This window comes from Curvibacter sp. GW821-FHT01G03 (genome assembly GCF_059422285.1).
Genome location: NZ_JBWKWP010000005.1, coordinates 315,406 through 338,652 on the forward strand (window position 1 = coordinate 315,406; position 23,247 = coordinate 338,652).

The 23,247-nt window shown below is 66.1% G+C and carries 17 protein-coding genes; 12 read left to right on the forward strand and 5 right to left on the reverse strand.

The window, feature by feature from the left end; genetic code table 11:
• Positions 1-5: 5 nt before the first annotated feature.
• The 5 genes from AC07VS_RS09245 to AC07VS_RS09265 are packed head-to-tail and all read left to right on the forward strand — an operon-like array spanning position 6 to position 5,593.
• A complete protein-coding gene (locus AC07VS_RS09245; protein WP_492345497.1) occupies positions 6-1,493 on the forward strand; it encodes a M81 family metallopeptidase in 1,488 nt (495 codons plus the stop codon).
• 46 nt (positions 1,494-1,539) lie between these two features.
• The gene (locus tag AC07VS_RS09250) at positions 1,540-2,946 is read left to right on the forward strand and encodes an amidase (RefSeq protein WP_492345496.1); all 1,407 of its coding nucleotides are present in this window, start codon (positions 1,540-1,542) and stop codon (positions 2,944-2,946) included.
• A 20-nt stretch (positions 2,947-2,966) separates the two neighbouring features.
• Positions 2,967-3,704 carry an AzlC family ABC transporter permease gene (locus AC07VS_RS09255; protein ID WP_492345495.1) on the forward strand — a complete coding sequence of 246 codons (738 nt, stop codon included), beginning with the start codon at positions 2,967-2,969 and terminating at the stop codon, positions 3,702-3,704.
• Positions 3,694-4,035: an AzlD domain-containing protein gene (locus tag AC07VS_RS09260; RefSeq protein WP_492345494.1), complete on the forward strand. Its 342-nt coding sequence runs from the start codon at positions 3,694-3,696 to the stop codon at positions 4,033-4,035. The genes AC07VS_RS09255 and AC07VS_RS09260 overlap by 11 nt, the downstream gene beginning before the upstream one ends.
• A gap of 46 nt (positions 4,036-4,081) precedes the next feature.
• Positions 4,082-5,593 (forward strand): M81 family metallopeptidase, encoded by a 1,512-nt coding sequence (locus tag AC07VS_RS09265; protein ID WP_494750788.1) that lies wholly within the window; start codon positions 4,082-4,084, stop codon positions 5,591-5,593.
• Between the two features lie 58 nt (positions 5,594-5,651).
• On the opposite strand, the gene fic is transcribed toward AC07VS_RS09265, so the two are convergent.
• A complete protein-coding gene (gene fic / locus AC07VS_RS09270; protein WP_494750789.1) occupies positions 5,652-6,770 on the reverse strand; it encodes a protein adenylyltransferase Fic in 1,119 nt (372 codons plus the stop codon).
• Positions 6,771-6,990: 220 nt separating this feature from the next.
• Here fic and AC07VS_RS09275 point away from each other — a divergent pair, with 220 nt between their 5' ends.
• From AC07VS_RS09275 to AC07VS_RS09305, 7 genes are all read left to right on the forward strand, one after another.
• A complete protein-coding gene (locus AC07VS_RS09275) occupies positions 6,991-7,827 on the forward strand; it encodes a creatininase family protein (protein WP_492345490.1) in 837 nt (278 codons plus the stop codon).
• A gap of 30 nt (positions 7,828-7,857) precedes the next feature.
• Positions 7,858-9,150, forward strand: coding sequence for a YncE family protein (locus AC07VS_RS09280; RefSeq protein ID WP_494656099.1), 1,293 nt, complete (start codon positions 7,858-7,860; stop codon positions 9,148-9,150).
• 69 nt (positions 9,151-9,219) lie between these two features.
• Positions 9,220-10,038, forward strand: a complete 819-nt coding sequence (gene map / locus AC07VS_RS09285; RefSeq protein WP_492345488.1) for a type I methionyl aminopeptidase — start codon at positions 9,220-9,222, stop codon at positions 10,036-10,038.
• Positions 10,039-10,093: 55 nt separating this feature from the next.
• Positions 10,094-12,688, forward strand: coding sequence for a [protein-PII] uridylyltransferase (locus AC07VS_RS09290; protein ID WP_492345487.1), 2,595 nt, complete (start codon positions 10,094-10,096; stop codon positions 12,686-12,688).
• Between the two features lie 251 nt (positions 12,689-12,939).
• Positions 12,940-13,347 (forward strand): response regulator, encoded by a 408-nt coding sequence (locus AC07VS_RS09295; protein WP_494750790.1) that lies wholly within the window; start codon positions 12,940-12,942, stop codon positions 13,345-13,347.
• 246 nt (positions 13,348-13,593) lie between these two features.
• Complete coding sequence (locus AC07VS_RS09300) at positions 13,594-14,985, forward strand: GntP family permease (protein WP_492345485.1); 1,392 nt, start codon at positions 13,594-13,596, stop codon at positions 14,983-14,985.
• A gap of 90 nt (positions 14,986-15,075) precedes the next feature.
• Positions 15,076-17,019 (forward strand): acyl CoA:acetate/3-ketoacid CoA transferase, encoded by a 1,944-nt coding sequence (locus AC07VS_RS09305; RefSeq protein WP_494750791.1) that lies wholly within the window; start codon positions 15,076-15,078, stop codon positions 17,017-17,019.
• 72 nt (positions 17,020-17,091) lie between these two features.
• On the opposite strand, the gene AC07VS_RS09310 is transcribed toward AC07VS_RS09305, so the two are convergent.
• From AC07VS_RS09310 to ligA, 4 genes are all read right to left on the reverse strand, one after another.
• Positions 17,092-17,826: a PaeR7I family type II restriction endonuclease gene (locus tag AC07VS_RS09310; protein ID WP_494750792.1), complete on the reverse strand. Its 735-nt coding sequence runs from the start codon at positions 17,824-17,826 to the stop codon at positions 17,092-17,094.
• Positions 17,827-17,841: 15 nt separating this feature from the next.
• A complete protein-coding gene (locus tag AC07VS_RS09315) occupies positions 17,842-19,542 on the reverse strand; it encodes an Eco57I restriction-modification methylase domain-containing protein (protein WP_494750793.1) in 1,701 nt (566 codons plus the stop codon).
• 452 nt (positions 19,543-19,994) lie between these two features.
• Positions 19,995-20,540, reverse strand: a complete 546-nt coding sequence (locus AC07VS_RS09320) for a peptide deformylase (protein WP_492345483.1) — start codon at positions 20,538-20,540, stop codon at positions 19,995-19,997.
• Positions 20,541-20,542: 2 nt separating this feature from the next.
• The gene (gene ligA, locus AC07VS_RS09325; protein WP_494750794.1) at positions 20,543-23,092 is read right to left on the reverse strand and encodes an NAD-dependent DNA ligase LigA; all 2,550 of its coding nucleotides are present in this window, start codon (positions 23,090-23,092) and stop codon (positions 20,543-20,545) included.
• Between the last annotated feature and the right edge of the window lie 155 nt (positions 23,093-23,247).

Genomic DNA, 23,247 nt, shown 5'->3' on the forward strand with positions numbered 1-23,247 from the left:
TCACCATGCGACTTCTGCTGGCCCAGTTCAAGCACGAGACCAACACCTTTTCACCTGTGCCCACCCCGTTCGAGCGCTTCTACCGTGCTCTGCCGGCCGATGCTGACCAGGCCAGCCTGCTGGCAGCCTACCGAGGCACGGGACTGGCCCTGGGCGGCTTCATTGACGTGGCCGAGCGCGTGGGCGCCGAGGTGGTGATTGCCACGGCGGCCGAGGCCCAACCCAGCCGACCCACCGACGATGCCACCTACGAGCGCATCAGCCAGGCCATCCTGTCGCGCGTGGCGCGGGGCGGCTTCGATGCCGTGCTGCTCGACCTGCACGGTGCCATGGTCACCGAATCGCTGGAAGACGCCGAAGGCACGCTGCTGCGCCGCCTGCGCGAGATCGACCCCGACATCCCCGTGGGCGTCACCCTGGACATGCACGCCAATGTGTACGACGACATGGTGCGTCACGCCACCGTGATCACCGGCTACCACACCTACCCCCATGTGGACATCCATGCCGCCGGTGTGCGGGCCGCCGAACTGATCCTGCGCACTTTGAGTGGCGAGATCCGCCCCGTGATGCAGTGGGGCCAGGCCCCCATGCTGCCGCACGTGATGCGCCAGGGCACACACGCCGAGCCCAATCGCTCGCTACAGGCGCGCTGCCAGGCCCTGGAGGCCGGCGGCGAGGTGCTGGCCGCCTCGGTGTTTGTGGGCTTTCCGCACGCCGACATCAGCCAGGCCGGCCTGAGCGCCGTGGTCTGCACCGACGCACGGCCTGAGACAGCCCGCGGGCATTGCGACGCCCTGCTGACCCAGGCCTGGGAGGCCCGCGAGGGCTTCGTGTTCCACCCCACCCCGTTGGCCGAAGCCGTGGCACGGGCCCAGGCCTGCGCCATCGGCCTCGGCGGCCCGGTCGTGCTGCTGGACCATTGCGACAACTCGGCCTCGGGCGGCTCGATGGACACCACCGAGGTGCTGGCCGAGGTGCTGCGCCAGGGCCTGGACGAGGCCGTCTTCTATGCCATCTGGGACCCCCAGGCCGTGCAACAGGCGCTGGCCGCCGGCATCGGCAGCGAGATCACACTGAGCCTGGGCGGCAAGACCGCCATGCCGGCGCTGCGCCGTGACAGCCCGCCCTTGAGCGTCACCGGTCGGGTCAAGCTGGCCTTTGACGGGCGCTTTCGCAACCGCGGGCCCATGTACCAGGGCGTGCAGACCCGGCTGGGCCCCACCGTGGTGCTGGCCGTGGGCGGCCTGGAGATCGTGCTGATCTCCGAGCACCAGGAGCCGTTTGACCTGAACTGCCTGTCCAGCGTCGGCGTCGATCCGCTGCAAAAGCGCTTTGTCATCCTCAAGAGCCGGGTGCACTGGCGCGCCGGCTTTGGCGACCTGGCCCGTGAGGTGATCGAGTGCGACGGGCTGGGCGTGACCACGTCCGACTACGGCGCACTGCAATTCAAACGGGTGCGCCGCCCGATCTACCCGCTGGACCCGATGTAAGTACCCCGTCCTTTCCCGATTTTCTCCACCTCAGGACCCCTGACCCATGAGTGAACTCCACGCCCTTTCCGCCTCCGCCATGGTGGCGGCCTACCGTGACGGCAGCCTGTCGCCGGTCGAAGTGACCCAGGCCGTGCTGCAGCGCATCGAGCGTTGCGAGCCCGTGCTGTGCGCCACCTATGCGCTTGATGCCGATGCCGCACTGAGCATGGCGCGCGCTGCCGAAGCCCGTTGGCGTGCCGGTACCCCCATCAGCGTGGGCGGTGTTTGCATCGACGGCGTGCCAGCCACCATCAAGGAAAACATCGCCACCCGCGGCGTGCCCGTGCCGGTGGGCACCGCCGCCAGCCTGCCGGTGCCCGCTGCGGCCGATGCGCCGCCCGCGGCTCGCCTGCGCGAGGCCGGTGCCGTCTTCGTGGCCAAGACCACCATGCCCGAGTACGGCATGCTCTCGTCAGGCCTGTCGAGCTTCCATGCCCTGGCCCGCAACCCCTGGAACACCGCGATGAACCCCGGCGGCAGCAGTGCCGGCGCGGGCGCGGCGGGTGCCGCAGGCTACGGCCCGCTGCACATCGGCACCGACATCGGCGGCTCGGTGCGCCTGCCGGCCGCCTGGTGCGGGCTGGCCGGCCTCAAGCCCAGCCTGGGCCGGGTGCCGATCGACCCGCCGTACATGGGCCGCTGCGCCGGCCCCATGACCCGCACCGTCACCGATGCGGCCCTGATGATGGCCGTGCTGTCGCGCCCCGACCCACGCGACCCCATGAGCCTGCCGCCGTCCGACATCCCGTGGCTGTCGCTGCAGCGCGAACTCAAGGGGCTGCGCATCGGCCTGTTGCTGGAGGCCGGCTGCGGCATGCCGGTGTCGCCCCAGGTGCAGCAGGCCGTGGTGGCGGCGGCCCGCCTGTTCGAGCAGGCCGGGGCGGTGATCGAAACCCTGCAGCCCTGGATGAGCAACGAGCTGCTGCACGGGGTGGACCGCTTCTGGCGCATCCGCTCGGGCGTCGATGTGCAGGCCCTGCCGCCCGAGCGCCGCGCCAAGGTGCTGCCCATCGTGCGTCAGTGGGCCGAAGGCGGCCTGGGCTTCAGCGGCGAGCAGGCTTTCGAGGCCTACAGCATGACCTTCAAGACCCGCGCCACCACCGTGGCCGCCACCCAGCCCTACGACTACGTGCTGTCGCCGGTGTCGCCCAACACCAGCTTTCCGGCCGAATGGGCGTACCCGACCAACAACGTCAATGAGGCCATGGATCACATCGGCTTCACCCTGCCTTTCAGCATGAGCGAGCAGCCCGCTGCTTCGGTGAACTGCGGCTACGACAGCCATGGCGTGCCCATCGGCCTGCAGATCGCCGGGCGCCGCTTTGACGACCTGGGCGTGCTGCAGATGGCCCGCGCCTTCGAACAGATGCGCCCGGCCCAACGGCCCTGGCCGCACATCGCGGAGGCCTGATGCGCCGCTGGCGGCCTGCCTTGACCCTTTGGCCCGCCTGGCTCGGCCCACGCACCGTGAGGCACGCGCTGGCGGGGGTGCGGGCCGTCACCGGGCCGGCCACCGGCACGGCCGCCATGGGCCTGGTGGCGGGCGTGGCCATGGCCCAAAGCGGCCTGCCCATGGCGGTGTTGTTGCCCATGTCGCTGCTGGTGTATGCCAGCTCGTCCCAACTGGCCTGCCTGCCGCTGATGGCCAGCCAAGCCCCGTTGTGGCTGGTGGGGGCCACCGCGGCCGTGCTGAACCTGCGCTTCGTGGTGTTCAGCGCCGAATGGAGCCGCTACTTCCACCACCTGAGCCGACCGCAGCGCGTGGCCTTGTCCTACTTTGCCGGTGACCCGATCTATGCGCTGTTCACCCAGCGCCACCCCCTGCCCGGCCACAACCGCCGGCAACGCCGCCGCGAGGTGGCCTTCTACCTCGGCCTGGCGCTGAGCAACTGGGCGGTGTGGCAGCTCTCATCCGGGGTGGGCCTGCTGCTGGCCGACCAATTGCCCGGCGCCAACAGCCTGCGCTTTGTGGCCATCCTGGCCTTGCTGACCCTGACCCTGCCCATGGTCAAAGACCGCCCCACCCGCGTGGCCGCTTTCGCGGCCTGTGCCGTGGCCCTGCCGGCCCAGGCGCTGCCACGCGGCCTGCCGGTGCTGGTCACCATGCTGGCCGCCATGGCCGCGGGTCTGCTGGCCGAACACCGCCGACCGAGGCCCCATGCTCGATGACCCCGAACACAGGGGCTGGCTGGCCGTGGCCCTGCTGGTGCTGATCACCGTGCTGACCCGGGCCTTTTTTCTGCTGCCCGGCCAGCAACCCCGCCTGCCGGGCTGGCTGCGCACCTGCCTGCGCTTTGCACCACTGGGCGCCTTGCTGGCCATGGTCGTCCCTGAGGTGGCGCTGAACCAGGGCCAGTGGGTGCCGCAATGGCAGGATGCCCGCTGGTGGGCCTGCGCCGCCGCCCTGCTCACCTACTTCGGGGGCCGGCGCAACATCAACCACGCCTTGTTTGCCGGCATGGGCGTGTTGCTCGGCCTGCACCTGGCCCTGGGCTGGTAGCCGCCTGCCCAAAGCCTCAACCCCTCCCTGCCCACTGCGAAACACCATGAACATCCTGATCGCCGGCTTTCAGCACGAGACCAACACCTTCGCCCCCAGCCCGGCCGACTGGGCCGCCTTTTTGCGCGGCGACGGCTTTCCGGCCTACAGCGAAGGGGCCGACATGCTTCGCCGCTTCACGGGCAGCAGCCTGCCCATGGGCGGCTTCATCAGCGAGGCCCAGGCGCGGGGCTGGGCCTTGCTGCCCGCCTGCTGGGCGGGGGCCACGCCTTCGGCCCAGGTCAGCGACGAGGCGTTCGAGCGCATTGCCGGCGCCATCGTCGAGGCGGCCCGCCAGGCCCTGGCCGGCCCGGGCCTGCAAGCCATCTACCTGGATCTGCACGGCGCCGCCGTCAGCGTTGCCTTCGAAGACGCCGAAGGTGAATTGCTCAGACGCCTGCGCTCGCTGGTGGGCGATCAGCTGCCCATCGTGGCCAGCCTTGATTTGCACGCCAACGTCAGCGCCGACATGTTGGCGCTGGCCGACGGCCTGGTGGCCTACCGCACCTACCCGCATGTGGATACCGAAGCCACCGGCCGCCTGGCCGCCCAACTGCTGGAGCGCCGCATGCAGGCCGGCCAACGCCTGCCGATGGCCTGGCGCCGCGTGCCCTTCCTGATCCCGATCAACGCCGGCTGCACCCTGATCGAGCCGGCCGCGTCCTTGTACGCGCAACTGCCCGAGGTGGATGCCCGTCAAGCCACCCTGAGCAGCATCGCCATGGGCTTCCCGGCCGCCGACATCGCCTGCTGCGGCCCCTGCGTGTGGGCCTATGGCGAGCACGCCGAGGCGGTGGTGCAAGAACTGTGGACCCAGCTTTGCCAGCCGCCCCAGCGTTGGCGCGTCAGCCTGCCCGAACCCCTGGCTGCGGTGCAGCAGGCCCTGGCGCTGGCCGAACACGCCAGCGCCCCGGTGGTGATCGCCGACACCCAGGACAACCCCGGCGCAGGGGGTGACAGCAACACCACCGGCATGCTGCATGCCCTGTTGCAGGCCGGCGCCGGGCACCGCTACCCCGGCCAGGTGGCGCTGGGCCTGCTGTACGACCCCGAAGCCGCCGCGGCCGCCCACCGGGCCGGCCTCGGCGCCCGTCTGTCCCTGAGCCTGGGCCGCCAGGTGAGCACCCTGCCCGGCCAGCTCAGCGACCCACCCGTGCAGGCCGTGGTCACCGTGCGCGCCCTGTTCGAGGGCAGCGTTCGCCTGCTGGGCCCCATGATGCACGGCGTGCTCACTCGCCTCGGTCAGGTCGCCTGTCTGGAGCTGGACGGTGTGCTGATCGTGGTCGCCAGCGGCAAATGCCAGATGCTGGACCGGGAGCTGTACCGTTGCGTGGGCATCCAGCCCGAGGCCATGAAGCTGCTGGTCAACAAAAGCTCGGTGCACTTCCGCGCCGACTTCACCCCCATCGCCTCCCACATCCTGGTCGCCCGCGCCCCAGGCCCCATGCCCGCCGACCCGGCCAGCCTGCCCTGGACGCGGCTGGGGGCGGGGGTTTCGGCGGTGATTGAGGGGGTGTGAAGCGCCATCTCAACAGGCAGAAAGTTCGAGTCCGACCGACATTCGCCAAGGTGCGCCATCACTCATAAGGCAGAAACTGGTTGCTGTCGCGACTGAGCAGTTGCATCAGCTTCGGATGGATGAAGAGCTTCTCCTTGCCCAAAGGCATTTCACGCAGCACACCCAGCTTGACCAGCTCTTGCAGATGGCGTGAAGCGGCCTGGCGTTGGCCAATGCCTTTGTCCACCAGATTGCCAATGCGGCAATAAGGCTGTTCGAAGATCACGTCCACCAGCTCCCGGGTGTAGATCTTGGGCAGCCGGGTGCGCACATGCTCGGTGGTGTGCTCGGCCAGCGCGCGGATGGCGGCGATCTTGCCGGTGGTCCACTTGGAGGTAACGGCGACCGCCTGCAGCATGAAGACCAGCCAGGGCTCCCAGGCCTCATCACGGGTGACGGAGAGCAGCAGGCGATAGTAGTCGGCCTTGTGCGCAATCACATGGCGGCTGAGGTACAAGATGGGCAGATTCAACAGGTCTTGTTGAATCAGGTACAGGATGTTGAGCACCCGCCCGGTGCGCCCGTTGCCGTCGATGAAAGGGTGAATGGCCTCAAACTGGTAATGTCCCACGGCCATGCGGATGAGGGGATCCAGATCGGTGGCCTCGTGCAAAAAACGCTCCCAATTGGCCAGCATGTCCCGCAAACGGGCTTCACCTTCAGGCGGGGTGTAGACCACCTCACCGGTGCGGTCGTTGGCCAACTGAGTGCCAGGCGTTCGACGAATGTCCATGTCCACGCCCTTGAGCGTGCGGCAGACCTCGACGGCGGTCGCCGTGCACAGGGGGCGCTGCTGGAGCGACCGAAAGCCTTGGTGCAGTGCGGTGCGGTAGCGCAATGCCTCTTTGGTCGCCGAGTCGGCCTGCTCATGGCCTTGGGCGTATTGAAAAAGCTGGTCGGTGGTGGTGACGATGTTCTCAATTTCCGAGCTGTCTTTGGCTTCCAGCAGCGGGATGGTGTTGATCAACATCGCCTGGTTGGGGATGAGTTCGGCCGCTTGCTTGAGTTCGGCCAGCGCGGCGCGGGCTTCGATGCATGCCTTGAGTACGGTGCGGCTTTCCAACTCGTGCGCCGGGGGCAGTGCGGGCAAGTGGTTGTGTGGCTGCTCGGGATTCCAAGCGAAGACGTTCTTGGTCATGATGCAAAAAGCCTGTTTCGACGACACGTTCTGAGTTCATGTCGCTGCCGGCGACATGTCCGTACAACATGTTCTTTTTTTGTCGAAGTTGGAACACGTCAAGAAATCATGTCGCTATTTTTGCATATTGGCGACATGAGCAGACCGGATGCCGCCCATTCACCGCCCGTTGACATACCCAACACATAATCCCAACTCCCGCTTCGCCGACCTCCTTCGCATGCCGCTTCGCCACCTTCCCCACACCCTGGCCTGCCTGGGCCTCATGGCCTTGCTGGCCGGCCCGCTGGGGCCGATGGCCCAGGCGGCAGAGCCAGACAGCCCTTTTCTGGAAGACCTGAGCAGCCCCGAGTTGCAGGCCCGCCTCGATGCGGGCACGCGCACGGTGCTGATCCCCATCGGCGGCACCGAGCAGAGCGGGCCGCAGATGGCGCTGGGCAAGCACAACGTGCGGGTGCATGTGCTGGCCGGTCAGATTGCCCGGCGCGTGGGGCACACGGTGGTCGCCCCGGTGTTGGCCTATGTGCCCGAGGGCAGCATCCACCCGCCGGCCGGGCACATGCGCTTTGCGGGCACGATCTCGATCCCCGAGCCGGCTTTTGAGGCCGTGCTGGAGGGCTCGGCGCGCAGCTTTCGGCAGCATGGTTTTCGCGATGTGTTCTTTCTGGGTGACCACGGGGGCTACCGCAAGAACCTGGAGCGGGTGGCCGAGCGCCTGAACCAGGCCTGGGCCCGTGACGGCGGCCCGCCGGCGCGGGTGCATGCCCTGAGCGAGTACTACCGCGTGACCCAGACCGCCTACGTGGCCGAGTTGAAGCAGCGCGGCTTCAGCCCGGCCGAGATCGGCGAGCACGCCGGCCTGGCCGACACCTCGCTGATGCTGGCCACCGACCCGGCCCTGGTGCGCACCGACACACTGGCCAGCCCAGGCGCCCGCGACCGAGCCCGGGGCGTGACCGGCGACCCGCGTCGCGCAAGCGTTGCGCTGGGTCAAGTCGGGGTGCAGCAAATCGTGGAGACTTCGGCCGCAGCGATCCAGGCGGCCATCAAGCCCTGAGCCGCCTCTTTTATCTGGAGTGTTCTTCTCATGTCCCTCGGGAAAGTCTTTGCCCGCAACGCCGTTGGTTTGGCCGTCAGTTCGGCTGTCATCGTGATGGGCCTGCTGGCCAGCGGGGTGCAGGGGGCCGACGCGGTCGGCAAGAATGGCGCGGCCAAGCCGGCGACGGTCAACACCGTGCCCGGCATGCCGCCGGTGCCCAACCCGGCCAATCTTTACAGCGAAACCGCTGCTGACCACATGGCCCCGGCCGTGCGCGACGACCTGGAGCGCATCTATGTGCCCAATCTGCGCTCCAACGATGTGTATGTGATCGACCCGGCCAAGATGAAGGTGGTCGACAAGTTCAAGGTGGGGCCAGCCCCACAGCACGTGGTGCCTTCGTGGGACCTGCGCACGCTGTGGGTGGCCAACAATGCCGAGCGCCGCACCGATGGCAGCCTGACCCCGATCGACCCGCGCACCGGCAAGCCGGGCAAGGAGATCCTGGTCGACGACCCCTACAACGTGTACGCCACGCCCGATGGCGCCTCGCTGATCGTGGTGGCCGAGGCCAAGCACCGGCTGGATTTTCGCGACCCCAAGACCCTGGCCCTGCAATACGCCATCGATGTGCCCAAGTGCGGCGGCATCAACCATGCCGACTTTTCGATCGACGGGCGCTACGCGATCTTCACCTGTGAGTTTCAGGGCAGCGTGGCCAAGATCGACCTGGGCAAGCGCGAGGTGCTGGGCTACCTGAAGTTGCAGATGCCCAAGACCCGCTTCAAGGACGGGCAAAAGCTCAGCGACCCCAATGTGTCGCCGATGGAGACCGAAGTCTGCTCGGCCACCAAGGGCATGCCGCAGGACATCCGCATCTCGCCCGACGGCAAGCATTTCTACGTGGCCGACATGGAGGCCGACGGCGTGCACGTGCTCGACGGTGATTCGCTCACCGAGGTGGGCTTCATTGCCACCGGGGTGGCCGCGCACGGGCTGTACCCGAGCCGCGACGGCAAGCAGTTGTATGTGGCCAACCGGGGCTCGCACCGCATCCACGGCCCGCGCAAAAGCCCGGGCAGCGTGACGGTGATCGACTTTGCCACCGAAAAGGTCACGGCGCAGTGGCCGATCCAGGGCGGCGGCAGCCCCGACATGGGCAATGTCAGCGCCGACGGCAAGTGGCTGTGGCTGTCGGGTCGTTTTGACGACGTGGTGTACCGCTTTGACACCCAAAGCGGCGCCGTGGCCCAGATCAAGGTGGGGCAGGAGCCCCATGGCCTGGCCGTGTGGCCGCAACCTGGCCGCTATTCGCTGGGCCACACCGGCAACCTGCGCTGATACCGGCAGCCTGGGGCCGGCCAAGGCCGTGCCCCGACGCGGCTATTCTCAGGTGGGATAATCCGCGTCATGAGCATCACCTACAAAAACGCGGAAGAGATCGAGGGCATGCGCGTGGCCTGCCGCCTCGCGTCCGAGGTTCTGGACTACCTGACCCCCTTCGTCAAACCCGGCGTCACCACGCTGGAGATCGATCGCCTGGCCCATGAGTACATGGTCAATGTGCAGGGCACCAAGTCGGCCACCGTCGGTTACCAGCCCCCCGGCTACCCGCCCTACCCGGCTTCGCTGTGCACCTCGCTGAACCATGTGGTGTGCCATGGCATCCCCAATGACAAGCCGCTCAAGAAGACCGACATCATGAACATCGATGTCACCGTGATCACCGACAAGGGCTGGTACGGGGACAACAGCCGCATGTACGTGATGCCCGACGCCTCGATCGCGGCCAAGCGCCTCAGCGCGCTGACCTTCGAGGCCATGTGGATCGGCATCCAGCAGGTCAAGCCCGGTGCCCGCCTGGGCGACATCGGTCACGCCATCCAGAAGTTTGCCGAAGGGCATGGCTTTTCGGTGGTGCGCGAGTTCTGCGGCCACGGCATCGGCCAGCGCTTTCACGAAGAGCCCCAGGTGCTGCATTACGGCAAGCCCGGCACGCTCGAAGAACTGAAGCCCGGCATGACCTTCACCATCGAGCCCATGATCAATGCCGGCAAGCGCGAAGTGAAGTCGCACGGCAACGACGGCTGGACCATCGTCACCAAAGACCACAGCCTGTCGGCCCAATGGGAGCACACCATCCTGGTCACCGAAACCGGCTATGAGGTGCTGACGCTGTCGGCCGGCAGCCCGCCGCTGCCGGGCTTCGTCACCACCACCAAGACCTGAGCCTCAGGCTCTCGTCCCGTTTTCGCCCCGTTCACCCCGCGCCGCCCGCCCCGCCATGACCGACCTCCAGGCCTTGCGCCAGTCCTACAAAGAGCAGAAAGCGGCTCTGTTGCAGCAACTCCAGACCGAGGGCGCCACCACCCGGGGCATCCACGGCTTGCTCACCCGGCTGGCCCGGCTGGTCGATGACCTGCTGGCCGAGCTGTGGCGGCGCGCTGGATTTCCGCCCGCTTTTGCGTTGGCGGCCGTGGGCGGCTACGGGCGCGGCGAGCTGTTTCCCTATTCGGATGTGGACGTGCTGGTGTTGCTGCCCGACAGCGTGGTGGCGGACAGCGAGCCGGAGCTCAAATCCCGGCTCGAGGCCTTCATCGGCTCTTGCTGGGACGTGGGCCTGGAGATCGGCTCCAGCGTGCGCACCCTGAGCGAGTGCGTGGCCGAAGCGGGCAAGGACGTCACGGTGCAGACCTCGCTGCTGGAGGCCCGCCTGCTGATCGGCCCGACCGATCTGTTCACGGCCTTCCAGCAGGCCTTCCGGGCCCATCTGGATGCCCAGGCCTTTTTTGTTGCCAAGAGCCTGGAACTGCGCCAACGCCACAACAAGTCGGAGAACACGCCCTACTCGCTGGAGCCCAACTGCAAAGAGTCGCCCGGTGGCCTGCGCGATCTGCAGACCATCCTGTGGGTGGCCAAGGCGGCCGGGTTTGGCGACACCTGGGACGACCTGGCCGCCAAGGGCCTGGCCACGCCGTTCGAGGTCCGTCAGATCAAGAGCAACGAGGCCTTGCTGAGCCTGATCAGGGCCCGCCTGCACGTGGTGGCCAAGCGCCGCGAAGACCGGCTGGTGTTCGACCTTCAGACAGCGGTCGCAGAGACCTTTGGTTACCAGTCGCATGCACCCGATGGCTCGCGCCTGGCCGTGCGGGCCAGCGAGGCCCTGATGCGCCGCTACTACTGGGCCGCCAAGGCGGTGTCGCAGTTGCACCAGATCCTGATGCTCAACATCGAAGAGCGGCTGCACCCCAACACCCATGAGCCGCGGCGCATCAACGAGCGCTTCTTCGAGAAGGCCGGCATGATCGAGGTGGCCAGCGACGACCTGTACCTGAACCAGCCGCACGCCATCCTCGAAACCTTTTTGCTGTACGAGACCACGGTGGGCCTCAAGGGCCTGTCGGCCCGCACGCTGCGCGCCCTGTACAACGCCCGCCATGTGATGGACGGGGCTTTCCGCCGCGATCCGGTGAACCGCCGCACCTTCCTGAGCATCCTGCAGCAATCCGAGGGCATCACCCACGCCATGCGCCTGATGAACCAGACCTCGGTGCTGGGGCGGTATCTCTGGGTCTTCCGCCGCATCGTGGGCCAGATGCAGCACGACCTGTTCCACGTCTACACCGTGGATCAGCACATCCTGATGGTGCTGCGCAACGTGCGCCGCTTCTTCATGGCCGAACACGCGCACGAATACCCTTTCTGCTCGCAACTGGCGGCCGGTTGGGACAAGCCCTGGATCCTTTACACGGCGGCGCTGTTCCATGACATCGCCAAGGGCCGAGGGGGCGACCACTCCGAGCTGGGGCGTGCCGAGGTACGCCGCTTCTGCCGCGACCATGACATTGCGAGTGATGACAGCGAGCTGATCGAGCTGCTGGTGGGTGAACACCTCACCATGAGCCGCATTGCCCAGAAAGAAGACCTCAGCGACCCCGAAGTGATCCAGGCCTTTGCCAAACGCGTGGGCAACGAACGCAACCTGACAGCGCTGTACCTGCTGACGGTGGCTGACATCCGCGGCACCAGCCCCAAGGTCTGGAACGCCTGGAAAGGCAAGCTGCTGGAAGACCTGTACCGCTACACGCTGCGCGTGCTGGGCGGCCGCGCCCCCGACGCCCGCGCCGAGATCGAGGCCCGCAAGCGTGAGGCGCTGGTGCAGCTGGCCCTGTACGCACTGCCCCACGAGGTGCAAAAGCCGCTGTGGGACACGCTGGACGTGAGCTATTTCATGCGCCACGACGCGGGCGACATCGCCTGGCACACCCGGCAGCTGTCGCGCCACGTGGCCTCGCTCGACCCCATTGTGCGGGCCCGCCAGTCGCCGGTGGGCGAAGGCATGCAGGTGCTGGTCTACACCGCCGACCAGCCCGACCTGTTCGCCCGCATCTGCGGCTACTTCGACCAGGCCGGCTTCAGCATCCTGGACGCCAAGATCCACACCACCTCGAATGGCTACGCCCTGGACACCTTCCAGGTCGTGACCCAGATGCTGCCCGAGCACTACCGCGAGCTGACCAGCATGGTGCAAAGTGAACTGGCCCGCACCCTGACCGAAGCGGGCCCCCTGCCCCCCCCCAGCCGGGGCCGGGTGTCGCGCCGCGTCAAGAGCTTTCCGATTGCCCCGCGCATCGACCTGCGCCCCGACGAAAAAGCCCAGCGCTGGTTGCTCAGCATTTCGGCCAGCGACCGCCTGGGCCTGCTGTACATGGTGGCCCGGGTGCTGGCCCAGCACCACATCAGCCTGCAGATGGCCAAGGTCAGCACCCTGGGCGAGCGGGTGGAGGACACCTTCCTGATCCAGGGCCCCGAACTGCAGCAGAACCGCAAGCAGATCGAGATCGAGACCGAGCTGTTGAAAGCCCTGGGCACGGTCTGAAACCAAGCCGTCAGCGGCCGGGCAGCCCCCTGCACGGCTGACGGGCGCCGCGGAGTGCCTTGGCCCTGTCCTGGCGCAATGGCGCGTCCGGACATCGATGCCCTCCTACAGGGCGTGCCGTCTGTGGCCTGCACAGCCCCTTCGGGGACTGCATCAAACTGCAACAAATCCTTCCGACAGCCCAGGTCCGTCCAGCCACGGCGCGGCACACGGTGGGATGGCCCATGCAGCAGCAGCCCCGAAAGATCGCCATGAACGCAGTCCTCCAGCCCCTCGAAACGCCAGGCCCCCCAGTACGGCCCCGACGGCGTGTGTTGCTGGTCGAGGACAACGCTTTCATCATCGAACTGCTGCGGCTGGTGCTGCACCAGCACAGCGAGGTGCTGCTGGCCGCCGACGCCGCCTCGGGCTGGGCCCTGGCTCAGCGCGAACAGCCCGACCTGGTGATCACCGACCTGTGCTTTGGTGCCGGCATGAGCGGCCACGACTTGCTGCAGGCGATGCGGGCCCACGCCCTGCTGGCCGACACACCGGTGCTGGTCATCTCGGCCCATGCCAGCCAGGCCGACATTGAGACCAGCCTGGCCTTGGGGGCCCAGGCCCACATGGGCAAGCCTTTCAGCCCTCTGCGCCTGCTGCGCTGGCTGGAGGCCTTGTAGGCCGCCACCCACACCAGCGGGACTGAACAGCGCGCTGAGCCAAAAACGCAAATAACACACGCTCACAAGCGACGCCCAGGCCGACGGCTTCCTGATCCCACAATCTGCCCCCCACCTTTGGACCGTCGCGCCCCACAGCCCGACGGTCTTCTCATATCGACTGGAGACAGACACCGTGACCCCCACCCCTTTCTGTGCCGCGCTGCAATCCGCGCAGGCTCACAAGCTCGCCCTGCGGAGGACCGCATGAGCTTTTTGATCATTTTGCTTTCGCTGGTTTTGCTGATGTTCGTGGCCTACCGCGGCCTCAGCGTGATCCTGTTTGCGCCGGTCTGCGCGCTGTTGGCGGTGCTGCTGACGGATCCCACCCTGGTGCCACCGCTGTTCAGCGGCATCTTCATGGACAAGCTCGTGGGCTTTGTGCAGCTGTACTTCCCGGTGTTCCTGCTGGGCGCCGTGTTTGGCAAGGTGATCGAGCTGTCGGGCTTTTCCAAGTCCATCGTGGCAGCCGTCATCGGGCTGCTGGGGCGCGAGCGTGCCACCCTGTCCATCGTGGTGGTGTGTGCGCTGCTCACCTACGGCGGCGTGTCGCTGTTCGTGGTGGTGTTCGCGGTCTACCCGTTCGCGGCCGAAATGTTCCGTCAAAGCGACATCCCCAAGCGCCTGATCCCGGGCACCATCGCGCTGGGCGCCTTCACCTTCACCATGGATGCGCTGCCGGGCAGCCCGCAGATCCAGAACATCATCCCCAGCACCTTCTTCAAGACCAATACCTGGGCCGCGCCCTGGTTGGGCGTGGTGGGCACGGTGTTCATCCTGGTGACCGGCCTGGCCTACCTCGCCTGGTGCCGTCGTCGTGCACGTGAGGCCGGCGAAGGCTATGGCAGCGGCCACAGCAACGAACCCGAACCCTATGCCGCCGAAAAGCTGCCCAACGCCTGGCTGGCCCTGGCGCCCTTGCTGGTGGTGGGGGTGATGAACAAGGTGTTCACGGTGCTGATCCCGCAGTTCTACGGCGCGGTGCACACCGCAGCCCTGCCCACCATGGCCAAGCCGGTGGTGACCGATGTGAGCAAAGTGGCGGCCATCTGGGCCGTCGAGGCGGCGCTGCTGATGGGCATCCTGACCGTGGTGGTGTTTGCCTGGGGCCCGGTGAAGAAGCGTTTCGCCGATGGCACCAAGGCCGCCGTCGGTGGGGCCCTGCTGGCCGCCATGAACACCGCATCCGAGTACGGCTTTGGCGGCATCATCGCCGCCCTGCCCGGCTTCACGGTGGTGGCCGATGCCCTGCGGGCCATCCCCAACCCGCTGCTCAATGAGGCCATCTCGATCTCGGCACTGGCCGGCATCACCGGTTCGGCCTCGGGGGGCATGAGCATTGCGCTGGCCGCGATGTCCGACACCTTCATCCAGGCCGCCAACGCAGCCCACATCCCGCTGGAAGTGTTCCACCGTGTGGCCGCCATGGCCAGCGGCGGCATGGACACCTTGCCGCACAACGGCGCCGTGATCACGCTGCTGGCCGTCACCGGCCTCACGCACAAGACCTCGTACAAGGACATCTTCGCGATCACCCTGATCAAGACGGCCGCCGTGGGCGTGATCATTGCCACCTACTACCTGACCGGCCTCTATTGAGACCTGAGATCTGAGATCTGCGACCCGAAAGCCGCAGCCCGGGGCCCACCCCGGGGCTGCGCCAACAAAACAAGACACCGGAGACAAGACATGCGCAACAAGATCGTTTCGGCCGCCGAGGCGGCCGCCCTGGTCCGCGACGGCGACGTGGTGGCCACCTCGGGCTTTGTCGGCATCGGCACCCCCGAGGAGTTGCTGCTGGCCCTGGAGCAACGCTTTACCGCCAGCCAGACCCCACGCGACCTGACGCTGGTGTTTGCCGCCGGTCAGGGCGACGGCGGTGAACGCGGGCTCAACCACCTGGGGCATCCGGGCCTGGTGCGGCGCGCCATCGGCGGGCACTGGGGCCTGATCCCCAAGGTGGGCCAAATGGCCCTGGCCGACCAGATTGAAGCCTACAACCTGCCTCAAGGCTGCATTTCGCAGCTCTACCGCGACATCGCGGCGGGCAAGCCCGGCACCCTGTCGAAGGTGGGGCTGGGCACTTTCGTCGACCCGCGCCTGGGGGGCGGCAAGATCAACCGGTGCACCCACGAAGACCTGGTGCGCCTGATGGACATCGATGGCGAGGAATGGCTTTTCTACAAGGCCTTCGGCATCGACGTGGCCCTGGTGCGCGGCACCACCGCCGACACCCACGGCAACATCACCATGGAGCGCGAGGCCCTGACCCTGGACAACCTGGCCATGGCCATGGCGGCCCGCAACTCAGGCGGCATCGTGATCGCCCAGGTTGAGCGCGTGGCCCAGGCCGGCTCGCTCAACCCGCGCCAGGTCTGCATCCCCGGCACCTTGGTCGACTGTGTGGTGGTGGCCCAAGCTGACAACCACATGCAGACCTACGGTACGCGCTACTCGGCCGCATTTTCGTCTGAACTGCAGGTGCCGCTCGACAGCCTGGCCCCGCTGCCCCTGGACGAGCGCAAGATCATCGCGCGCCGCTGCGCGCTGGAGCTGCCCCTGGACGGCGTGCTCAACCTGGGCATCGGCATGCCCGAAGGCGTGTCGGCCGTGGCCAATGAAGAGCGCGTGCTGGACCTGTTCACCCTCACCGCCGAGCCCGGCATCGTCGGGGGCATGCCCGCGGGCGGCATGGACTTTGGCGCCGGCTTCAACGTCGAGGCCGTGATCGACCAGAACCAGCAGTTCGACTTCTACGACGGCGGTGGCCTGGACCTGGCCTGCCTGGGCATGGCCGAATGCGACGCGGCCGGCAATGTCAACGTGAGCCGTTTCGGCCCCAAGCTGGCCGGTGCCGGCGGCTTCATCAACATCTCGCAAAACGCGCGCACCGTGCTGTTTGCCGGCACCTTCACCGCCGGCGGCCTGAAGGTGGCCGCAGCCGACGGTCAACTGCGCATCCTGCAGGAGGGCCGCTCGCGCAAGTTTCTGCCCCAGGTCGAGCAGATCACCTTTGCCGGTCGGCGCGCCGCCCTGCAGGGCCAACGCGTGCTGTACATCACCGAGCGCTGCGTGTTCGAACTGACCCCGCAGGGCCTGCGCCTCACGGAAGTGGCCCCGGGTGTGGACATCGAGCGCGACATCGTGGCCCACATGGGCTTTCGCCCCCTGATCGAGCAGCCCCGCCTCATGGACCCGGCCCTGTTCCGCCCCGAACCCATGGGCCTGCGTGAGCGCCTGTTGAACATGGCCTTTGAGGCCCGCTTCCGGTACGACGCCGCACAAGGCCTGCTGTTCCTGAACTTCCAGCACCTCAGCGTGCGCACCGAAGCCGATGTGGAGCGCATCCGCGCCGCCGTCACCGCACTGTGCGCCCCGCTGGGCCACAAGGTGGGTGCCGTGATCAATTACGACGGCTTCAAGCTCGACGAGCAGGCAGCCGAGGCCTATGCCCGGATGGGCCTGGCGCTGGAGCAGCGCTTCTACCGCAGCGCCTCCCGCTACGCCAGCAAGCCTTTCCAGCGCCTGACCCTGCCCGCCCTGCTGCACCGCGACGCCCAGTTGCCGGTGTATGACAGCCTGGCGCAGGCGACTTTGCAGGCCACTGGGCCTGCCGTAGGTGCAGTCCGCTAGATACAGCAGTCGACTATCAGGGGCAGATAGACGCAATCATCGCGCCTCCAGTTCGAATGCCTCTGGTCATGTTCATTTCGCAGCCTGACTCGCAACGTGTCCCGCTAGGCTAGCAACAAACGACTTGAGGCTTGTCAGGGTAGACATGTCAGAGAAGGATCCGTCTGAGCCCCCGGATCGAGGTGTCGCCATGAGCGAGGCCGACGAATACAACTGCTCTTGCATGAGCTTTTTGCAGAGTAGGTCGTAGCGTTGAAGGTAGCTTGCTCCAGCAAATTCCGCGAATACTGGAAAGTGGGGTGAGCTCTCTCGGACAGAGGCACGCGATTTGGGTGCATCCTCAACGACCATCAGCCAGCCCACAAACGGCCGGGGCTGCTCTCCAAACGCTCCCTCGCGAAACGCCACGTTCAAGTCGTGCGAAGTGCCAAGGGCTTCTTCGGTCCGATTGTTGAAGTTGTTGCCAAAAGAAGGCCCAACCTGGCTCTTGAATTCGAGGGCCGCGATAAGGCGACCACGATCCATCACCAATAGATCCCACAGCTTCGTCGGTCGAAAATAGCCTGGTAAGGTCAGGGCTTTTCTCTTTAGGTGAATGTCTGCATGAGGTAGGCCGTTTGCCCTCACGATATCAATGGTCAACTCAGCAAAGGCATCCATGTTTTTGCCTGCCGTGACACCTGCACGCTCGCCTTGATCGGCCTTGCCGGAGGCAGCCTGTTTGGCTTTTGCAGCCTCACGACTGCTCCAAAAATTCTTGATAGCCTGCTTGGCCTTGTTTTCGTAGTCGCAAAGATCGAGCGGCATGATTCTCCTTTGGTGTCAGCCTTTGAGCTCCCTCATTTCCTCGTCTGAGAGCTTATAAAGTTTAGCCGCCGCCGCATTGCACTCCGACAGATCCAACACTTCTGCAGCCTGGATCAAACTGGCCCGCAGTTCCTCGGAGACATCTACCCACCGAGGGATCCGAATCCGCCTCAAGTATTGAGCTTGGAAGCGGAGGAAACCACCACGCATGGCTGTCGAATAGGATCGAATGAACTCCGTGGTGACGCAGGAGAGTAGAACAGCCTGCAATGCATGCAGATTCCAATCTGTTGAGGTCACAAAATAGAGGTTGTGGTGGGGATAGAGGTGGCCGGCCTCGTAAGCAACCTGAGCCTCGCCCTTGATGTCAGGAATCAACAGTTTGGGCACAGCCGCAAGCGAAGGGGTGATTCGATCAATAGTGCGATACCAGCGATCTGGTGCTTTCTTCGCAACGTGGCGTTGCGAAATAGCTTCCCGATGTGTATCTAGGTGCTTGGCGAACTTGGGGTACTTCGCCAAATCAACCAGCGTCCCATCGTCTTCAAAAGGATTGATGACACCTAGTCCCTTCCACACAACGTGCCCACTGGCAAGATCCTTGGTGGTGACCAGTGGCAATTTTCGAGATGGCTCGACGTCGAGTTCGTCGAAGGGCGCAATAAACGCACGGTCAGCTCCAGTGGCAACTCCAATGCCCACCTTACACCCGACTTCTTCCAGCGTCGGCAGTTTCGCCTCAAGTCGTCGAATGATGTCGAGCTTGGTGCCCGAGGTCAGCAACCATGGAGAACTGCCTTGGACTGCGTTCGGAACGATTCGGACATACGGCACGTCAACCTGCCCTCTTAAAGCCCCAGCCAACTCTGCCAACATCGGCGGTGCGATGGCAGGGTTCTCCGCCACCATGGTCGGCTGTGTTGTCCTGCCACGTTCGATCAAAGTGATGGCCGGGTAGGCAACCACATCGGTGTCAAAAGCTTGGGTCTCAGTCATATTGACAAAGGCTCGCAATGAGAACCCGCTGGAGACCATGGCACGCAGCGGACCACCATACTTGTTCTTGGTCCAGCGATCGGCACAGATGAAGGTCATCTGTCCGCTCTCAGCCAGCAAGTTCAAAGATCGCTCAATGAAAGGCACATAGAGGTCGGCTCTGTCGTAGAGGGTAGAGAACCTGCGGCGATACTCCTCAAGCAAGGCCGCAGGGATCAGTTCTTGGCGAACGTAGGGTGGGTTACCGACCACAAAATCAAATCGACCTGGTATCGGTGCAAGCAAGAAGTCGCCAAAGTGCAGCCACGCCTGCGTCAGTCTCGCGGCCTCAGCCGCCTCAAAGCCAAGCTCTTTAAGCTTAGCCCTGACCGACTCCATGGTGGCCTCGAAGGTGCTTTGATGCAGCTCGACAGCATAGATGCACGCTGCCAGGTCTGCGACACATCCCCCCCTCTTCCAAGAATCCACAAGCCGAGCCACTGCTGCGACAACGAACTCGCCGCCACCGAATGAGGGTTCTAACAACCTGGCAGAGGTTAGATCTTCGTCTGCACTGTAGCCAACGAGATCCAGCATGAAGTCAACGACTTCTTTGCGTGTGAAGATCGCGCCTCGCTCATCACGCCCCGAATCAGTAGCGAGTTGCTGCACAGCCTCTGCGATAGGACAAAGACCCGGCAGCGAGGTTTGCCCTACAAGAGCGATGTCGAGATCATTCATAGGGTTGAATTATCCTTCCTCACTCTGCTTTCAATCTGGCCGCCTATGCATGCGAAGTTCGATGTAGCAATTGAACCCTGTGCATCTTCAGACGATGGCTTCGAGGAATGTGAGCGGGGTCTTTTCCTAACTTGTATCGCCAGGTACCAGCCACGGCACAGACTCGGCTGGCTGAAGGACTGTGCCCCTTAGCGAGGGCGGCCCTGGCCCAAAGTCTATAGGCCTGTGTACGCATCTCCCGTCCCGGCATTTCAGGGCGAGAAGTTCAGCTTGTCCTCGACTTGAGCCCAGCTTTTCACGCTCTCTCGCTCAATTCGGCACCTTCACTCGCATTTACCCCAAGGTGCGCACGCGTACCAGGTTGTAGATCGCTTCAACTGGCGTGTCAGACCCACCGTCTTAGCCCAACCAAAACCTTGTTCGATGAGCTTGTGCTTTTTCTGCGATTGAACTCAATCGTCCTGTTTCGGATCCAGCCCCGGAAACAACACCTCGGTGAAGCCAAAGCGCGAGAAATCGCGCACGCGCATGGGGTAGAGCTTGCCGATCAGGTGGTCACACTCGTGCTGCACCACCCGGGCGTGAAAGCCCTCCACGGTGCGCTCGATCGGGTCGCCATAGGGGTCGAGGCCGCGGTAGTGCAGGCGTTTGTAGCGGGGCACCACGCCGCGCAGGCCGGGCACCGACAGGCAGCCTTCCCAGTCGTCTTCTTCTTCGTCGCCCAGCGGGGTGAGCACCGGGTTGCACAGCACGGTGCGGGGGACAGGCGGCGCATCCGGGTAGCGCGGGTTGGGGGCGTCGGTGCCGAAGATCACCAGTTGCAGGTCCACCCCGATCTGCGGTGCGGCCAGGCCGGCGCCGTTGACGGCGGCCATGGTCTCGAACATGTCGCGCACCAGCAGGTGCAGGGCGTCGCTGTCGAAATCGGCATCGGCCAGGGGCTGGGCGATGCGCAGCAGGCGGGGGTCGCCCATTTTCAGGATCTCTCGGATCGCCATGTTCAGTCTCCGGTCAGGGTGAAGGGCAGTTGGCCCTGGGGGGGCTCGGCCACAGGGGGCGACGCAGCGTCCGCCACGGTGGGGGTCGCCGGTGTCACGGGCTCGGGCCCGCCGTCGGTCTGGGCCAGCAGGCTCAGCATGCCGGCCTCGTCGAGCACGGGCACGCCCAGGCTCAGCGCCTTGTCGAGTTTGCTGCCGGCCTCGGCACCGGCCACCAGGTAGTCGGTCTTCTTGCTCACCGAGCCGGTCACCTTGGCGCCGGCGGCTTCCAGCAAGTCTTTGGCCTGATCGCGGCCCAGGGTGGGCAAGGTGCCGGTCAGCACCACGGTCTTGCCCGCCAAGGACGATCGCGGCCCCGTGCTGGGGGCCGGCAAGGCGGCCAGCAGCTCGGTGCGGATCTGGTCCAGGTCCTTCAGCACCGCGGCCTGGCCGGGCTCGGCCACAAAGGCTTGCAGCGACTTGAGCACCTCGGCCGGCAGCTCGGCCGCGGCCTGCCAGGCGCCCTGGGCATCCAGCAGATCGCTCAGGGCCCGCAGGTGCGGGGCCAGTTGCTCGGCGCGCAGCGGGGTGAGCTTGGGCACCTTCAAGGCCCCCAGCAGGCTGGGCAGGCTCAGCTTGTCGGCCAGCGCCGGGTTGGGCAGGCCGGTGTCGGGCGGCACCACGCCTTGGGCGATCAGGGTGTCGATGACCTTGCGGTTGTGGTCTTCCTGCAAGAACTCGTAGATCGAGGTGGCCACCACGTCGCCCACGTCGGGCAGCACCCGCAGCAGGGGCAAGGGCGCGCGGCGCACCCAGGCCAGGCGCCCCAGCCAGTCGGCCAAGGTTTTGCCGGTGGATTCGCCCACGTGGCGGATGCCCAGGGCAAACAGGAATCGGCCCAGCGGGCGCTGCTTGCTGGCGGCAATGCCGTCGAGGATGTTCTGCGCCCACTTGGTGGGCACCTCGTCGCGGCCTTGCAGCTCGGCGGCCACGCCGTCGCGCTCGTCTACCCGCCGCTTCACATCGAGAAACTGCTGCAGCGTGAGGCTGTACAGATCGGCCACGCTGCCGATCTGGTCGTACTCGACCAGGTTGTCGATGTGACGCTCGCCCAGGCCCTCGATGTCCATGGCGCGGCGGCTGGCAAAGTGGCGGATCGACTCCTTGCGCTGCGCCTTGCAGAACAGGCCGCCGGTGCAGCGGGCCACCACCTCGCCCTCGTCGCGCATCACGTGCGAGCCGCAGACAGGGCACTGGGTAGGCATGACAAAGCGCTTGTAGGGCTCGGGCAGCGGCTCGGCGGCCAGATCGAGGTCGGCCGGGCGGCGCTCGGCCACCACCGCCACCACCTGTGGAATCACATCGCCGGCCCGGCGCACGATCACCGTGTCGCCCACCAGCAGGCCCAGGCGGGCGATCTCGTCCTGGTTGTGCAGGGTGACGTTGGACACCATTACGCCGCCCACAAACACCGGCTCCAGCCGGGCCACCGGGGTGATCGCACCGGTGCGGCCCACCTGCACATCCACGCCCAGCACGGTGGTCAGTTGCTCCTGCGCCGGGTACTTGTGGGCCACGGCCCAGCGGGGCTCGCGGGTGACGAAGCCCAGCCGGCGCTGCAGGGCCAGGCTGTTGACCTTGTAGACCACGCCGTCGATGTCGTAAGGCAACTGGTCGCGCAGGGCCCCGATCTTCTGGTGGTAGGCCACCAGTTCGGCGGCCCCCCGGGCGGTCTGGTCCAGCGCCTCGACCGGGAATCCCCAGGATTTCAGGGTTTGCAGAATCTCGAAATGGGTCAGCCAGGCCGGTCCGCCCTGCTCCGGGGGCGTGACCTCGCCCAGGCCATAGGCAAAAAAGCTCAGCGGCCGCTGGGCTGCGATGTTGGAGTCGAGTTGGCGCACGGCCCCGGCCGCGGCATTGCGCGGGTTGACGAACAACTTGTCGCCACGGGCCCGTTGGGCCTCGTTCAGGCGCTCAAAGTCGGCACGGCGCATGTAGACCTCGCCCCGCACCTCCAGCACGGGCGGGGCCCCCGCCGGCAAACGCAGCGGGATCTGGCCGATGGTGCGGATGTTGCTGGTCACGTCTTCACCCAGCTCGCCATCGCCCCGGGTGGCGGCCTGCACCAGCACGCCGGCCTCGTAACGCAGGTTCATGGCCAGGCCATCAAACTTGAGTTCGGCCACGTACTCGACCGGATCGCCCCCCTCCCCCAGGCCCAGTTCGCGCCGGATGCGGGCGTCAAAGGCTTCGGCGCCACTGGCTTCGGTGTCGGTCTCGGTGCGGATGCTGAGCATGGGCAGGGCATGGCGCACGCTGGCAAAGGCCTCCAAGACACGCCCGCCCACGCGCTGGGTGGGCGAGTCGGGCGTCAGCAGCTCGGGGTGGGCCGCCTCCAGGGCCTGCAGGGCTCGAAACAGGCGGTCGTACTCGGCATCCGGAATCTCGGGCGCATCGAGCACGTAATAGCGGTGGGCATGGTGGTGCAGTTGCTCGCGCAAGGCCTGGGCCTGCGCCACGGTAGCGGCATCCGCGGGCGGCGTGGCAGCCCCGTTCGGGTCAAGGGTGGTCATGAAAAACGTCCGGCGGCGGGCCCAGACGCTGGGCCGCATGCGGCAAAAATTTTATCCAAGATGGGGGTGGCTCGGGGCTGGGTGCCGGCTTGCCCGGCCATGGCTCAGGCCATCGCCCAAGCGGCCGCCCATCCTAACGCAGCGGCGGGGCTTGG